The 14355-nt window shown below is 61.5% G+C and carries 13 protein-coding genes; 5 read left to right on the top strand and 8 right to left on the bottom strand.

The window, feature by feature from the left end; all coding sequences use genetic code 11:
• The first annotated feature begins 115 nt into the window (after positions 1-115).
• The 3 genes from NW827_RS02315 (at position 116) to NW827_RS02305 (ending at position 3995) form a co-directional block, all read left to right on the top strand.
• Positions 116-934, top strand: a complete 819-nt coding sequence (locus tag NW827_RS02315; RefSeq protein WP_414403711.1) for a TatD family hydrolase — start codon at positions 116-118, stop codon at positions 932-934.
• 123 nt (positions 935-1057) lie between these two features.
• Positions 1058-3577: a GAF domain-containing protein gene (locus NW827_RS02310; RefSeq protein WP_414503297.1), complete on the top strand. Its 2520-nt coding sequence runs from the start codon at positions 1058-1060 to the stop codon at positions 3575-3577.
• A gap of 4 nt (positions 3578-3581) precedes the next feature.
• Positions 3582-3995, top strand: coding sequence for a DUF309 domain-containing protein (locus NW827_RS02305; RefSeq protein ID WP_414403709.1), 414 nt, complete (start codon positions 3582-3584; stop codon positions 3993-3995).
• Here NW827_RS02305 and NW827_RS02300 read toward each other — a convergent pair whose 3' ends face one another.
• The 3 genes from NW827_RS02300 to NW827_RS02290 form a co-directional block, all read right to left on the bottom strand.
• Positions 3996-4148: a hypothetical protein gene (locus tag NW827_RS02300; RefSeq protein WP_414503296.1), complete on the bottom strand. Its 153-nt coding sequence runs from the start codon at positions 4146-4148 to the stop codon at positions 3996-3998.
• 59 nt (positions 4149-4207) lie between these two features.
• Positions 4208-4297 (bottom strand): cytochrome b6-f complex subunit PetN, encoded by a 90-nt coding sequence (locus NW827_RS02295; RefSeq protein ID WP_414361698.1) that lies wholly within the window; start codon positions 4295-4297, stop codon positions 4208-4210.
• Between the two features lie 96 nt (positions 4298-4393).
• Positions 4394-6646 (bottom strand): ComEC/Rec2 family competence protein, encoded by a 2253-nt coding sequence (locus tag NW827_RS02290; RefSeq protein WP_414503295.1) that lies wholly within the window; start codon positions 6644-6646, stop codon positions 4394-4396.
• A 320-nt stretch (positions 6647-6966) separates the two neighbouring features.
• On the opposite strand from NW827_RS02290, the gene NW827_RS02285 reads away from it, so the two are divergent.
• Positions 6967-7167, top strand: a complete 201-nt coding sequence (locus tag NW827_RS02285; RefSeq protein WP_414403706.1) for a hypothetical protein — start codon at positions 6967-6969, stop codon at positions 7165-7167.
• 68 nt (positions 7168-7235) lie between these two features.
• Positions 7236-8087: a prepilin peptidase gene (locus tag NW827_RS02280; protein ID WP_414403705.1), complete on the top strand. Its 852-nt coding sequence runs from the start codon at positions 7236-7238 to the stop codon at positions 8085-8087.
• On the opposite strand, the gene NW827_RS02275 is transcribed toward NW827_RS02280, so the two are convergent.
• The 5 genes from NW827_RS02275 to NW827_RS02255 form a co-directional block, all read right to left on the bottom strand.
• The gene (locus tag NW827_RS02275) at positions 8057-8710 is read right to left on the bottom strand and encodes a DUF721 domain-containing protein (RefSeq protein ID WP_414403704.1); all 654 of its coding nucleotides are present in this window, start codon (positions 8708-8710) and stop codon (positions 8057-8059) included. The genes NW827_RS02280 and NW827_RS02275 overlap by 31 nt on opposite strands.
• 11 nt (positions 8711-8721) lie before the next feature.
• Entirely contained in the window at positions 8722-10527 is a 1806-nt protein-coding gene (locus tag NW827_RS02270) for a mechanosensitive ion channel family protein (protein WP_414503294.1), read from the bottom strand.
• A gap of 78 nt (positions 10528-10605) precedes the next feature.
• Complete coding sequence (gene uvrB, locus NW827_RS02265; RefSeq protein ID WP_414403702.1) at positions 10606-12693, bottom strand: excinuclease ABC subunit UvrB; 2088 nt, start codon at positions 12691-12693, stop codon at positions 10606-10608.
• A 12-nt stretch (positions 12694-12705) separates the two neighbouring features.
• Entirely contained in the window at positions 12706-13530 is an 825-nt protein-coding gene (locus NW827_RS02260; RefSeq protein WP_414361710.1) for a hypothetical protein, read from the bottom strand.
• Between the two features lie 84 nt (positions 13531-13614).
• On the bottom strand, positions 13615-14355 hold a 741-nt coding region (locus NW827_RS02255), incomplete at its 5' end, for a GTP-binding protein (RefSeq protein WP_414503293.1).

Below are 14355 nucleotides of genomic sequence, written 5' to 3'. Positions count from 1 at the left end.
CTCCCCAGAAAACCTCACCAGGGGATCGCGCCAGTAACTTGAGGATCCCAAGTAGGCCGGGAACAGCCTTTACAATTTGGATGAAGTCCGTAGCACTTTGTCCAGGAGCTAAGCCTTGAGCCCCACCGTCTTGTCCGCTGCTCCCCTAGTGGACACCCACGTCCACTTGAACTATCCCGACTTTGCAGAAGATCTGCCCCAGGTGGCCGAGCGCTGGCGCCAGGCCGGGATCCGGCACCTGGTGCACTCCTGTGTAACGCCAGCAGAGTTTCCCCAGCTGCAGGCCATTGCCAACCAGTACCCCGAAGTCTTTTTGTCGGTGGGGCTGCACCCTTTGGAGGCGCGCCAGTGGCAGCCGGATCTGGCCGAAAAGATCGCCCAGTTGGCCGCCAGCGACACGCGGGTGGTGGCCATCGGGGAGACGGGCTTAGATTTTTACAAGTCCGACCCGGCGGATATCGAGCGGCAACAAGCCTCCTTCCGCGCCCACATTGCCATTGCCCAGGAGCAGGATTTGGCCCTAATCGTCCATTGCCGTGAGGCGGCAGCAGCCACCTACGAACTCCTCAAGGAGGCCCTGGCCACCGGGGGGCCGCTGCGGGTGGTGATGCACTGCTGGAGTGGATCCCCGGAGGAGACGCGGCTCTTTGTAGAGCTGGGCTGCTTCATCAGCTTTAGCGGCATCGTGACCTTCAAGAACGCCGAGACCGTGCGCCGGTCGGCCTTGGAGGTGCCCTTGTCCCAGCTTTTGGTGGAAACCGATTGCCCTTTTTTGGCCCCCACCCCCTTCCGCGGCAAGCGCAACGAGCCGGCCTACGTGCAGCGGGTAGCCCAAACTCTGGCGGAGCTGTTGCAGATCTCCTTGGAAGACCTGGCCCAACAGACCAGCCAAAATGCCGCCCGCCTCTTCCGCCTGCCCCAGCCCCCTTTGTGAAGGAGAGTGGAGAACTTTTGAATTCCTTAAGCTTTTCCCCTGCGGCTCTGCAACTTCCCGGCAGGGGGCGCTATCGTGAAAGAGGGAGTGTAGCTTCCAATACTTTTGCTCCCTCATGGAGAGATGGCTACGGAAAACTTGGCCCCTGCAGCCTGCACCAGCCGGGATGTCCTCATCAACCGCATTACCCACCAGATCCGGCAATCTTTGGAGCTGGATCAGATCCTGAGGGCAACGGTAGAGGAGGTGCGGGCCTTTTTGGGCACGGATCGGGTCAAGGTGTACCGCTTCGACCCGGAAGGTCATGGAACGGTGGTGGCGGAAGCGCGCCAGCCGGGGCGGCTGCCCTCTCTCCTGGGTTTGTCTTTTCCGGCGGGGGATATTCCTGAGCAAGCGCGGCAGCTGTTTCGCCTGGCCCAGGTGCGGGTCATTGTGGATGTGGAGGGCCAAACCCGCTCCCTCAGCCAGCCGGAGCCTCTGGGCCGCTTTGCCCAGGCCCAGCCTTTGCCTCTGGGAGAGGTGCCGCAGCGGCCGGTGGATCCCTGCCATGCCCATTACCTCAAGTGTATGGGGGTGGCCTCTTCCCTGGTGGTGCCCCTCCTGCATCACCAGCAATTGTGGGGGCTCTTGGTCTCCCACCACGCCGAGCCGCGCTCCTACTCTGCTGAGGAGCTGCAGGTGGTGCAGTTGGTGGCGGATCAGGTGTCGATTGCCATTGCCCAGGCGGAGTTGCTGGAGCAGGCGCGGCAGAAGGCGCAGCAGGAACGCTTGATTAACCAAATTGCGGCGCTGGTGTACTCGCCGCTTCACCCCGAAACCACCCTGAGCACCGTCCTGGAGCAGCTTACCGCCCAGCTCCAAGGGATCGGGGCACGGCTGCGCCTCCAGTTCCTGGGCTTGGAGACTCTCCACGGCTATGGGAGCCAGCCGCCGGCAGGATACGACGCCTGGCTGCAGGAGCAGGTGGGAAGAGGCAAGTCGGCAGGGAACGGGGTGAGAACCTGGTCGCTTTCGCAACTGGAGAAGTGGCCAGAACTGCAGTTACAGGTGCAGCAGACGCCCATCCGCGGGCTGCTGGCGGTACCGCTGCTTTGGAAGGAGCAGGTGCTGGGCTGGCTGAGCGTGTTTCGTGGCGCCATCTGCCAAGAGACCCACTGGGCCGGCTACCGCTGGCCCGCCCAAGGGGAAGGTGGGGAGGATCCCCGTCAACAACTGCCCTTGATCTCTTTTGCCGCCTGGCGGGAGCTGAAAATTGACGAGCCCAAGGCGTGGTCGGCCTCTGACCTGGAGCTCGTCAGCCGCGCTGCTGTACACCTGGCCCTCTCGATCACGCAAAACCAGCTCTACCGCCAGTTGCAAGATCTCAACGCCCGTCTGGAGCAGGAGGTGCAGGAGCGGACCGCGGCCCTGCAGCGCTCTCTAGCAATGGACGCCCTCCTGCAGCGGGTTACCGACCAGGTGCGCACCACCCTGGACGAAGCCCAGATCCTGCGGGCAGTGGTGCGGGAGTTGGCCCTAGGGCTGCCCATCCAAGGCTGCGATCTCTGTCTCTACGATCTGGAGGCCGGCCAGGCCACGGTGCGCTACGAATACACCGCCGCCCTGCCGCCCGCCGGCGGGATCACTCTAACCCTAGCCGACTACCCGGATCTCTACCGGCAACTGCAAAGGGGGCAAGCGGCGCAACTGTGCCATTTGTCGGGGCAAAGCTGGATCCCGCGGCGGGAAGGGCTAACCCTCTTGGTATGTCCGCTGCGGGATGGCCAGGGGTTGGTGGGGGATCTCTGGCTAGTGAAGCCGGCAGACGAGTGCTTTGATGAGCTGGAGGTGCGGCTAGTGCAGCAGGTGGCGGATCACTGTGCCATCGCCATTCGCCAGGCTCGCCTCTACCAGGCCTCGGTGCAGCAAATCAGTGAGCTGGAACGCCTCAACCGCCTCAAAGATGATTTCTTGAGCACCGTCTCCCACGAGCTGCGCACCCCCATCACCAACATGAAAATGGCCATCCAACTGCTGAAAGTGGCCCGCACCCCGCAAAAACGGGAGCAATACTTGCAAATCCTGGAGCAGGAGTGCGAGCGCGAGGCGGAATTGGTCAACGATCTGCTGGATCTGCAGCGGCTGGAGCAGGGATCCAAACCCCTTCATCTTGAAGAAGTGTCCTTGGCCGCCTGGCTGCCCACTGTGCTCCAGCCCTTTGTGCAGCGGGCCCAGGCCAATCAGCAACAGTTGCGGTGGCAGATTGACCCGAAGGTGGGCAAGATAGTGACGGATCAGGTGGGTCTGGAGCGGGTGGTGCAGGAGCTGGTCAACAACGCCTGCAAGTACACCCCGCCTCACCACCGCATCACGGTGACGGCGGGCCGCCTCAGCCCTGAACAAGTGCAAATTCGGGTTATCAACGAGGGGGTGGAGATCCCCCGCAGCGAGTGGGAGCGCATCTTTGAGAAGTTCTACCGCATCCCCAGCGGGGATCCCTGGAAGCGGGGCGGCACCGGCCTGGGGCTGGCTTTGGTCAAGCAGTGGATGCAGCGGCTGGGAGGCTGCGTCTGGGTAGAAAGCGGCCACGGCAAGACCTGCTTTACCCTGCTGTTGCCGCAGGGATCCCTGCAGCAGCCGCCCCTGAGTCGCAACTGTGCCTAGACCCATGAGCGATGGCCACCCAGAAGCGCTGCAACTAGCCGTTGGGCAATTCAACCGGGGGGAGTTCTACGCCTGCCACGACACCCTGGAGGCGCTGTGGATGGAGGCAACAGATCCGGAGCGGCGCTTCTACCAGGGGCTGTTGCAAACCGCCGTGGCCTACTACCACCTGCAAAACGGCAACCGCCGCGGCTGCATGATCCTGCTGGGGGAGGCCAACCGCAAGCTGGCCGACTTTCTGCCCACCTACGCCGGCTACAACCTGCAAGCTCTCTGGGAAGCCAACCAGAGTCTCCTGCAAGAGCTCTTTTGCCTCCAGCCTGAGGATCCCTTGCCCTGGGTGGCCCCTCCTGTCCTGAGAACCGTTGACGACAGGCCCGATCGCGAGGCTTCTTGGAATCTCCCAGAACCCCAGTAGCTACCGCCGCTTGGAGCGACGAGCTTGCCGTTCTGCCTCCTGGCGCCGCCGCCGATCCCGCCAGTCAACAAAGGTGATGTAGCCAACCCCCAGCGTTACAGCCAGCAAGAGCAAAAAGATGCTGCCGTAGGCAAGGCGGACAACCCAGGACACGTCAAGTTCCATAGAGCAGGAGGAAGTCCTTTAGCAACAACAGGGCCAGGCGGGATCCGCTACATGCCGTTACGGCCCCAGACCACAAAGGCAATGGAAAGGGCAAAGAAAGCAGCAACGGCAACCCAGCCAAGGGTAATGATGTCCATAGCTCTAGCTCAGCAAAGAGAGTCCATCGAGGTAATCCCATTTTAGGGGATGGGATCCCCCCGCCTCCCCCCTAGAGCCCGACTGGGGGGGAGGAGCTAGAGATCTTGCGCCCTCAGGGTTTGCACGCCCCGGGGCGACCAGGTTACCGCTCCAACGCGCTCGGCAATGTAGAGGGGCCGCTGCTTTTGCCGAAACCAAGTAGCTACTGCCTCGCCAACAGGGCCGGAGCTGATGCCTGCCTGCACCTGAAAGCGCTCCAGCAAGTCCAAGATTACGGATCCCCCATCCCACCACAGCCAGTCGATCTGGGCCGGCAGCAGGGGGGATCCGGCTAGCTCGGCCTGGACGTTGGTGCCGGCGGATCCCAAGAGCAGCCAACGGGATCCCTCCGCCTCCAGGGTCAACACCAGAGGGTTGGTGTGGACAGCCTGCAGCTTCAGCCGCTCCGAAAAAGGGATCCAATCCGCAGGCCGCAAGACTTGATAGGGGATCCCGGCAGCTTGCACGGCGCTAAGAGAGCGCAGGTAGCTGTCCGAGGCGGCATTGACGCCGCCCCCGTCCCAGAACTGCCCGATGGAGAAAGCTGAAAGCAGGATCTCCCAGCCCCCATTGGCCGAGCCGGCAGAGGTCATGGCCACCGCCCCCTCCAGACGGCGCAGGCCCTGTTGCCGCAAAAAAGGGAGCACCGTACGCTCGGCCAAGCGGGGATCGCCGCTGTTCAGTAAGAGGTGGCGTCCTTCGGCTTGGATGGCCAGGATGGGGATACGGCCACTGGCCAAAGCCGTGATCTGAACTGGCGGCCCCGGCCACAGCCTTGGCCCCAGCAGGATGGCGGCCATAACCAGAGCAGTGCCCTGCCAGCGGAAAGCCCGCCGCCAGCGGGGCCAAAAGGTCAGGGCCACTAGCGCCCCGTAGAGGAGCAGGCACTGCAGCAACGAGACCCTGCCGGTGTAGTAGGAGCTTAGGGGCCAGCTGGCCATCCAGCTCACCCAGTTAATCAAGGGGGTGAGCAAAAACGTCAAGGGCCGGGCCAGCAGGGATCCCAGCCCCGGCCAGATTAAGGCCACCAGGGCCGCCCCAAACCCTGCCACCAGCAGCGGCACCACTAGAAGCAATAGCAGCGGGTTGGCCAGCAGCGAGTAGGTGGGGATGCGGCCAAAGATAACCACCTGTAGCGGCAGGATCCAGATCTGGGCGGCCAGCGGAACGGCCAGAGCGGTAGCCACCGCCGGCGGCAAGAAGTCCAGCCGGGACACGATCGGCGCCGTCCCCACCAGCAGTCCCAGGGTGGCAGCAAAGCTAAGCTGAAACCCCAAGTCCGTAATCCACAGGGGCTGGTAGATCAAGAGCAAAACTGCCGCCACCAGCAGCGTCCCCAGGGGGTCAAGCCTAACTTTTCCTTCCAGTCTGGGCTCCGTCAGCACCAGCATGGCCGCCACCCCCATCACTGCCGCCCGCAACACCGAAGGCGTAAACCCCGTCAAGGTGAGGTAAAGCCCCAAGACCGCCAGGAGGATCCCTTGCTGCAGGCGCACCGGCAGCCGCCGCGTTAGGACAAACACCACCCCCACCACCAGGGACACGTGAAACCCAGAGGCCGCCAGGACGTGGGCCAGACCGACTTCCCGAAAGGCATCCTGCAAATCAAAATCCAATTGCGCAGCGCGGGATCCCAGCACCAAGGAAGCCAAGAGGTTCCCCTGCCGCTCCCCCAGCCCGGCAATGAACGCCTCCCGCACCCGCCGCCGCAACACCCAACCTCCCCAGCCCCTCCCGCCCGGTTGGGGAATCACCTCGCGAGCGCTGAACCCCGCAAAAGCTCCCTGGCGCTGCAGATAGGCCTGAAAATCAAAGCTGCCTGGGTTTAGGGCTGGACTGGGGAGGTAGAGAGATCCCGTCAGGCGCACCCGCTGGCTGGGATGGAGATCCTGGCTTGGGAGAGCTTCAGGGCTGGCAGTGACGTAGAGCTTGCCGCTCACCTGGCGAGCGGTGGAGTTGGGCTCCAACACCTGCTCCACCTCAAGCCAAAACTGCCGCCGCTCGCTGCGGGTGGGACGGGGTTCTGAAAGAACGGTGCCCACCAGACTCATCTGCGGCTGTGGGGCCAGCAGGCTGATATCCGTTGGGCCGGGAACCGGCTGTCGCCAGCCCAGGTAGGTCCAGGCTAGACACCCCACCAGCCCCATCGCCAGCCAGGTGCGGGCCAAACGCAGTTGCCGCCGCCACAGCAGGGATCCCGCCAATCCCAACGCCAGCGGGATCCCCCACCCCCAGCCCCCTACCGCTGGCCAGGCCCGCAGCAACAGGCCTAGGATCCAGCCCAGCCCCAGCAGATAGGTTTTCTCCATCCCCTTTCAGCGCCCTTGCTCCCACTCTACTGTTGCGCTCAGGTGGGATCCATGGCCTTGTCTTAACCTTGAACGGTTGCCAACCCCGCAAGACAATTGCCACCAGCCGCCTTCTCCCGGCAGAGGGGCAACGCACCCCCCAATCCCTAGCCCGCAAACTTCCTCTTGCCAGTTTTGCGAAAGATGGCCCACTGGCTCGTGAGGGCGATATCCTAGGGTTGAGGCTACTGCGAGGGGAGGCGGATCCGCTCCCCTCTGTTCCATCCCATTTGGGAATGTCGTTAGGGTGATAGTGGGCTTCGCAAGGTGGGGAAGCGCACATGGACAGCACTTTGCTGCAAGCAGCTCGCCAGATCTACCAGCTTCATCTTCAGCACCGACCAGAGGTGGTGGAGCAGCCACCGCGGGGTGTGGTCATCCACCGCCGTACCCTGCGAGGGGATCTGATCTTTTCTGAGTTTCCCATTCTGCTACCCCAAGAAACCTTCATCCCCCTGCAGCAGCTGGAGCCGCTGCAGTGAGGCAGAAGGGCTACCCTTGCTTTGGCTGCCCTGCTCAACCTTCTGCGCTGCTAAGCAGCGCTTGCGCAATGTGGCTGAGCAACGTCGACACGAACAGCCCCTGGGAACTGCGTCTGCTGGGTTGGGTGCTGGTGTTGGTCCTGGGGGCTTGTGTGGGCAGCTTTATCAACGTGGTGGTCTACCGCCTGCCGCGGGGTCTCTCTCTGCTCTATCCCGGATCCCATTGTCCCCACTGCAAGACCCCCCTGAGCCCCACGGAAAACCTCCCCCTCCTGGGTTGGTTCCTGCTGCGGGGTCGCTGCCGCCACTGCGGGGATCCCATTGCCTGGCGCTACCCTGCCGTTGAGGCCTTGACCCTGGGGCTGTTTGGCCTCAGCATCGCCATCTTAGGGTTTTCCCCCCGCGGGATCCTCACCTGTGTCTTGTTGAGCTGGCTGCTGGCGCTGGCCCTGGTTGACCTAGATACGTTTCTGCTGCCGGAAGCGCTCACCCGCTCCGGCTTGGTGGCGGGGCTGCTGGCCCGCTTGCTCCTGCCCTGGTGGGAAGGGTCGGGATCCCTGGCCGCCATGGGCTGGTCAGTGGTGGCGGGGATTGCTGGCGCGGTGCTCGGCATTTGGCTGTTGGAGGGTATTGGCTTGGTGGCCCGCCGGGTTTTGCGGCGGGAGGCCCTAGGCGGAGGAGATGGCAAGTTGCTTGCCCTGATTGGTATGTGGCTGGGCTGGCAGGGGGTGGGGGTGACCCTCCTAGTGGGTTCGGGGTTGGGCTTGCTGGCTAACTTGCTGGCCCTGGCCAAAGGAAAGGCCCGCCTGGGCAAACCCGTCCCCTTTGGACCCTACTTGGCTCTAGGCGGGGCTGTGGCTGCCTTGGCAGGCTCCCCGCTGGTCGAAGCCTACCTGCGCTGGTCGGGGTTGCTGGAGTAGGGGGAACGCCTGTTCAGCTCCTGCCAGTCGCGGTAGGGAGGGCCGGGCCTCCGCAAGGACTGGCGATGGCAAAACCCACAGACAAACCAACGCTCCAGCTCGGCGGCAGGGGTGGGGCAGCCGCAGGCAGGGCAGGGGAACAGGTTTTGCCGGGTCTGGTGCTGTTTCACTCGCTGAGCCCAGCGCTCAAAGGCAGCTTTGACCTCCTCAGAAGAGGGAGGTAAGCAAGAGCAGCGAGGGGCAGCAGGCCGCTTTGGCGGTGCAGGGGAAAGGGGGTAGAACTTGTCCACCAGCTCCGCATCGGCGGCAAAAGAGTTAGCCAAGCCAGATCTGGCATGCCAAGCAGCGGGGCTAAAGCGGATATCAGTGAGGGGAGAGGGCAGGCGGCTGTTGAGTTTCTTAAGAATCAGTTGGCGCTGCAAAGTGAGGTTCTGAGCCCAAGCGGGGGTAGAGGTGGCCACCTGCAGCACCTGACGGCGCAGGTTGACGGGATGGGTTTGCGCGGCTACCGCTTCTCCCACCACTTCCGGCCAGATCTGCCGCAGGGTCTGCATTTGGCTAAGCTCGGCCCAAAGGGGGTGAGCGCTGAAACTTGCCAACACATGCTCTAGGCTTTGCAGCATGGGGTCTTGCCCTAATCGGAAAGGCCGCTTTTGTCTTCCAGGAACTGGGCTGCTTCGCTGAGGGCCGACTGGATGGAAGCGGCATCAGGTAGAGAACGGGATCCGCCATCGGGGCTGAGGGAAACTAGTCCTTCCAAGCTGCGGATGTGGATATCTTGCTGGGGGAAGGGGATGCGGATCCCACGCCGCCGAAACTCTGCCTCAATGGCAAAGTTGAGCTCGCTAATCAAGACAAATTGATCCTGAGGACGGTTGATCCACACCAGCAGCTCAAAGTTAAGGGAAGAGGGCCCAAAAGATCTAAGCCACACCTGCGGAGGCGGGTTGGTCAGAACCCGCGGATTCCCTCTAGCAACCGCAAGGAGGGCTTCGGTAACCACGGCCGTATCGGAGCCATAGGCTACACCTACGGGAATGTGGATGCGGCAGCGGGGATCCCGGTAGCTCCAGTTCACCACCTTCGACTCGGTGAAGCGGGAGTTGGGCACAATCACAAAGATGCGATCCAAGGTGCGCAGGACAGTTGCCCGCGGGCCAATGTGCTCCACCGTGCCCAGCAAGTTATCCACTTCGACCAGATCCCCAATCTGGATGGGGCGCTCCAGGAGGATGGCGAGGTAGCTAATGTAGTTGTTGGAAAGGTTTTGCAGGCCAAAGCCAATGCCCAAGCCCACCGCCCCCGCAATCACAGCTAAGGAGCTGAGGTTGAGGCCACTAAAGGGCAGCACCAGCAGGATCCCAAAGAGAGTGAGGACGTATTTGAAGATGGCCGCCGTCGACTCCTGGGTGCCCAAGTCTAGCCCAAGGCGACCTAATAGTCGCCGCTTCAAGCCAACGCTGATGTAGTGGGCAACCGTAAAAACCAGAGCGGCCAGGACAAAGAAAACCAACAGGCTAGCAATGGAAACATGGGAATTGGGCAGCGGTTGGGTGAGAACGCCCAGCGCCGTGTCCACCACCTGCTCCAGGCGCGCGTAAAAAGCCCGCTGAAAGGGTCGCAGGGGGGGTATGAAGCTGATGCCGCGATCCAGCGAGATGCCGGCAATCAGCATTGCCCCCAGGCTGCGCAGCAGGGATCCTCCCACGTCAATCCAGCTGCCCCAGCCTGGGTCGGCCCGGAGCTCTAGCCACCTCTGCAGGCGGACAAGGCTGCGGTCAAACAGCCGCCAGAGAAAGAACCCCAGCGCCAAAGTGGCCAGCCCAGCTAGGAGAGTAAACAGCAGCACGCGCGGATCCCGCGTCCGCTGCAGATCCAGCCGATCCTGCCGGTACTCGGCAATGGCTTGTTCCAGCCGTCGTGCCCAACTGTTGGCCACCAGACGCACATCGTTGAGGCTCACCTGGCCCAGCGGTATCCTGCGCTCGGCAGCCGCATCGGCATAGGTGACAGTAAACAAATACCGTTGGGTGGCCTCAAAGCGGCCTCTTTCTCCCAGACGGAGGACGTACTGCCCATTGGCCTCCTGGGCCACCCGCACCTCTGGCTCTGGCAACTGGCCTTCTTCTAAAAAGCGCTCGATGATGGCCCGCACGTTATCGGCCCGCACGTCACTGGGGTACTCTGCCGTCTGCAGGCGAAACACGGGGACCTTCCCCACCAAGACTTCTGTGCCCTCTTGGCCAGTCAACGGGATCGGAGGGGGGGATCCCTCAGGGGCAAGGCCAGGAGTCTGTAGCTCGAGGGCCTGAGCCAGGCGGCCCTCAAGGGGGGCAGAGACGGCAGGGGAAAGCCAGAGACCGATCCCCACCGTCAGCCCTAGCACAGCTCCCTTCAGGAGGAGGGACTCTCGAATGGCGCGGCGGAGACAAACACCCATGGTTGCAGAGATCCCGGGGAGGCTTGGCGGTATGCCTATGGTGGCACAAGCAAATCCCAAGGGAGGTAGGCTAAGCGTTCAGAGGCTCTGAGGGTGGCCCAAAAGCCGTTGGCGCAGCTTTTTAATCTGGTCGCGCAGCCGGGCAGCTTCTTCAAATTCCAGGTTTTTAGCCGCCGCCTTCATCTTTGCATCTAGCTCGCTAATTAGCTCTGGAATTTTTGATAGCGGGATCTCATCTGGTGCTGGAAAGGCTTTTTCTAGATCCCTGCCGTTGAGTTTGCGGGAGATGGCTAAAAAAGACAAAATAGCGTTGCTGTTTTTCTTAACGATGGGCTTGGGGGTGATGTTGTGCTGGCGGTTGTATTGCAATTGAATTTCCCGGCGGCGCTGGGTTTCGGCAATAGCCCGGGCCATGCTGCTGGTGAGAGTGTCGGCGTACATCACCACCGTGCCGCGAACATTGCGCGCTGCCCGCCCAATCATCTGGATTAGGGATCGCTCCGCCCGCAGAAATCCTTCTTTATCCGCATCCAAAATGGCCACCAAGGAGACTTCCGGCAAATCCAACCCTTCCCGCAACAAATTGACTCCCACCAGGACATCAAAAGCTCCTTCCCGGAAATCTTGGAGGATCTCGATGCGCTCGATGGGGGTAATCTCAGAGTGTAGGTAGCGAACGCGGATGCCGCGTTCCTGCAGGTATTCTGTGAGATCTTCGGCCATGCGTTTGGTGAGGGTGGTCACGATTACCCGTTCGGCAGGGCCCTGCTGCGAGCGCTCTAGCCGCAGATAGATCTCCCCCAGCAAATCCTCGATCTGCCCGGCGGTAGGGCGCACATGCACCTCGGGATCCACCACGCCGGTGGGCCGAATGACCTGCTCTACAACCCGACCCGTACCCGGCACATAGAACTTTAGGGTTTTGCCGTTTTCCACCACTGTTTCAAATTGGGCTCCGCTTTGCTCCAGTTCCCAGTTGCCAGGCGTGGCGGAAACAAAGATGCATTGGTGGACTTTGGCCCAAAACTCTTCGGCTTTGAGGGGGCGGTTGTCGAGGGCACTGGGCAGGCGAAAGCCGTGATCCACTAGCACCTGTTTGCGGGCGCGATCCCCATTGTACATGCCACGGATTTGCGGCACCGTGACGTGGGATTCGTCCACCACCAAGAGCCAATCGTTGGCCTTAAAGTAGTCCACTAAGCAGGCAGGTGGCTCTCCTTCCTTGCGCCCTGTCAGGTGGCGGGAGTAGTTTTCAATGCCGTTGCAATAGCCCACCTCCCGCAGCATTTCCAGATCAGCGCGGGTGCGCTGCTCTAGCCGCTGGGCTTCCAAGAGCTTGCCCTGGCGGCGAAAGAGAGCTAGCTGCTCTTCCAGTTCCTGCTCGATGCTGCGGATGGCCTGTTCTAGCCGCTCTTCTGGTGTTACAAAGTGGCGAGCTGGATAAACCCTGAGGGCGCTGACGCTGGTGAGGATTTGACCTGTTACTGGGTCAATGAGGCGAATGGCCTCAATCTCGTCGCCAAAAAACTCAATGCGAATGACTCGGTCTTCGTAGGCAGGCACAATTTCCAACACATCCCCTTTGACGCGAAACCGCCCCCGCACCAGTTCCAGATCATTGCGCTCATACTGGATGCTGACTAGATCCCGCAAGACTTGCCGCTGGTCAATTTGCTGGCCAACTTTGAAGGGGATGGAAGCCTTCAGGTATTCCTCCGGCATGCCCAAGCCATAGAGGCAGCTTACAGAAGCCACAACGATGACATCCCGCCGTTCAAAGAGGGAGCGGGTAGCCGAGTGCCGCAGCATGTCAATTTCTTCGTTAATGGAAGAGGACTTGGCAATGTAGGTGTCGGTACTGGGCACATAGGCCTCCGGCTGGTAGTAGTCATAGTAGCTGATGAAATACTCAACAGCATTGTAGGGAAAAAGCTCGCGCAGCTCGTTGCACAGTTGTGCGGCCAAGGTTTTGTTGGGGGCCATCACCAGGGTCGGCCTGCCAATCTGCTGGATAGTATGGGCAATGGTAAAAGTTTTGCCAGTTCCGGTTGCCCCCAGCAGAGTTTGAAAGCGATGGCCCTCCAAAATTGACTGCACTAAGCCAGCAATTGCCTTAGGCTGATCCCCGGTAGGTTGGTAGGGGGAAACCAGTTGAAACTCGGACATAGGTCTAATCCTTTACAAGCTGTAGATCTGTCCATCTACCAGCAGGTAAGTAATGCCTTTTTTTTGCAACTGCGAGCGCACAATTTCCAGAATGTAGCCGGGAAATTGGATGACCCGGTAGGGCGGGTGGGTGTTGCTACCCCGGCGGCTCATTTCGGAAAAGCGCCGAGCCACCTTGTGGTTGTCAAAAATGGGCAGCGTATTGGCATTCTCGATCCCTTCCAAGCATCCCGGCCCCAAAAATTCCCTGAGGGGGCGGGTGGCCAATTCTTGGTAGCGATCCACCACCACATAGCAGGTCTCAGGCGGATTCAGCTCCTCCAGGGGGAGCACCCGAATTTGATGGACAGGCTCTGCGAGGAGATCTGGTCCTGCCTCTGCGCTGTCTAGAAAATCGTCGCTAGGGTCCTCCTCGTCTTCCTCTTCTTCTTCCAGCTCTCTGTCTTCGTCTGCGGCCAGATCTGCCTGTAGCTCAGCCACCAGGTGGGCCGGCAATGCTTCAGGAGGCAGTTCTGCTCCTGTTGTCCCCTCTCCCTCGCCCGCCTGAGGGGAGGCGTCGGCAGCCTCTGGAAACAGACCCTGTTGCGGCTGGGGTACCTCGGGAGTGTCTAGGGGAAGGGTAAGTTCCTTGCCCTTGTCTTTGCGGCGGGCTGCTGAGCGTTTGAGCTGAATGAGCCGCTGGTACTCCTCAGGAGGGATATTTTCCTTGAGAACGCGGGTGATGGTGGAGAGGCTGACTCGGAATTGCTCCGCCAATTCAGCAACAGTAGCCACCGAGCTGCGGTAGGCATTGACAATCTGCTGGTGTTCCTGCTCTGAAAGTTTGCTGCGAGTCATGGCCATTCTCCCCTCCCAAAACTTATGGGCAGGTGGCGGTTGAGCGGCACACCTGCTTGAGGCCGGCGGCCAGGGCTTCCCGGTCTAGCCCCTTGCCAGTGAAGACCCTTTTGGACAGGCGCCGCTCCCGGGGATCCCCTGCTCACTCCAACGAGAGGGTCTGCCGACAGCCCAGCTGGTGAAACATAACCCGCTGTGGCTCGTCCACCCCAGTACTCCCTTAGCGCAAACAAGGGTCTCCGGCACCTCCTGCCGCCAGTCCCCCAGCGGCTGCTGCAGTTGAAAGCTCAGGGATTGGCTCCCGTCTGGGGCTAGGCGGTGGCTGGGGTAGGCGTGAGCTTCAGCCTCGGCAGCGGAGAGCTGGGGATCCCAGAGTTCCGGGCAAAAGGCGGGCACCTCCAAAATACAGGCCAGGGGAACTGGGGTGGTGAGCAGACAAGAGACCGCAGAGTTGTAGCAGCGCAGGTCAAGTTCAGCAGCGGTGATTCCATCCGCTTTGTTGAGCAGCAGGAGGTCGGCGCTGCTAATCTGGTGGGCAACAGTTTGGGAGCGCTGGAAATTGCGCCAGTACTTGGCCCCGTGGCCCAAGGTTACCACGGCCGCAAGGCGCAGCTCCGGGCGGAAAGTTTTCTGGACAAATAGCTCGGTTGCTTGCCTGGGATCCGCTACCCGGTAGTCCAACGCCTGGGCAGGCAGGGGCAGCTGCACAGCGGCCGCTTCAAGGTAGTGCCGCACCCTGCCCCAGCGACAGCGATTGCTAAGCTGCCGCCTCGCTCCTGCAGCCAGGTGGGCTAGGTTGCCCTCGATGGAGATCCCACCCAACTC

Origin of the sequence: Synechococcus sp. H70.1 (assembly GCF_047502705.1) — a bacterium.
Taxonomy (GTDB): Bacteria; Cyanobacteriota; Cyanobacteriia; order Thermostichales; family Thermostichaceae; genus Thermostichus.
The sequence above is the reverse complement of the archived record's forward strand: the minus strand, read 5'-3'. Positions and strand labels throughout refer to the sequence as shown.

Excerpts from the sequence above, each read along its gene's own strand:
- NW827_RS02310 (WP_414503297.1), top strand. The coding sequence starts at position 1,058 with ATGGCTACGGAAAACTTGGCCCCTGCAGCCTGCACCAGCCGGGATGTC.
- NW827_RS02305 (WP_414403709.1), top strand. The coding sequence starts at position 3,582 with ATGAGCGATGGCCACCCAGAAGCGCTGCAACTAGCCGTTGGGCAATTC.
- NW827_RS02295 (WP_414361698.1), bottom strand. The coding sequence starts at position 4,297 with ATGGACATCATTACCCTTGGCTGGGTTGCCGTTGCTGCTTTCTTTGCC.
- NW827_RS02290 (WP_414503295.1), bottom strand. The coding sequence starts at position 6,646 with ATGGAGAAAACCTATCTGCTGGGGCTGGGCTGGATCCTAGGCCTGTTG.
- NW827_RS02285 (WP_414403706.1), top strand. The coding sequence starts at position 6,967 with ATGGACAGCACTTTGCTGCAAGCAGCTCGCCAGATCTACCAGCTTCAT.
- NW827_RS02280 (WP_414403705.1), top strand. The coding sequence starts at position 7,236 with ATGTGGCTGAGCAACGTCGACACGAACAGCCCCTGGGAACTGCGTCTG.
- NW827_RS02275 (WP_414403704.1), bottom strand. The coding sequence starts at position 8,710 with ATGCTGCAAAGCCTAGAGCATGTGTTGGCAAGTTTCAGCGCTCACCCC.
- NW827_RS02270 (WP_414503294.1), bottom strand. The coding sequence starts at position 10,527 with ATGGGTGTTTGTCTCCGCCGCGCCATTCGAGAGTCCCTCCTCCTGAAG.
- uvrB (WP_414403702.1), bottom strand. The coding sequence starts at position 12,693 with ATGTCCGAGTTTCAACTGGTTTCCCCCTACCAACCTACCGGGGATCAG.
- NW827_RS02260 (WP_414361710.1), bottom strand. The coding sequence starts at position 13,530 with ATGACTCGCAGCAAACTTTCAGAGCAGGAACACCAGCAGATTGTCAAT.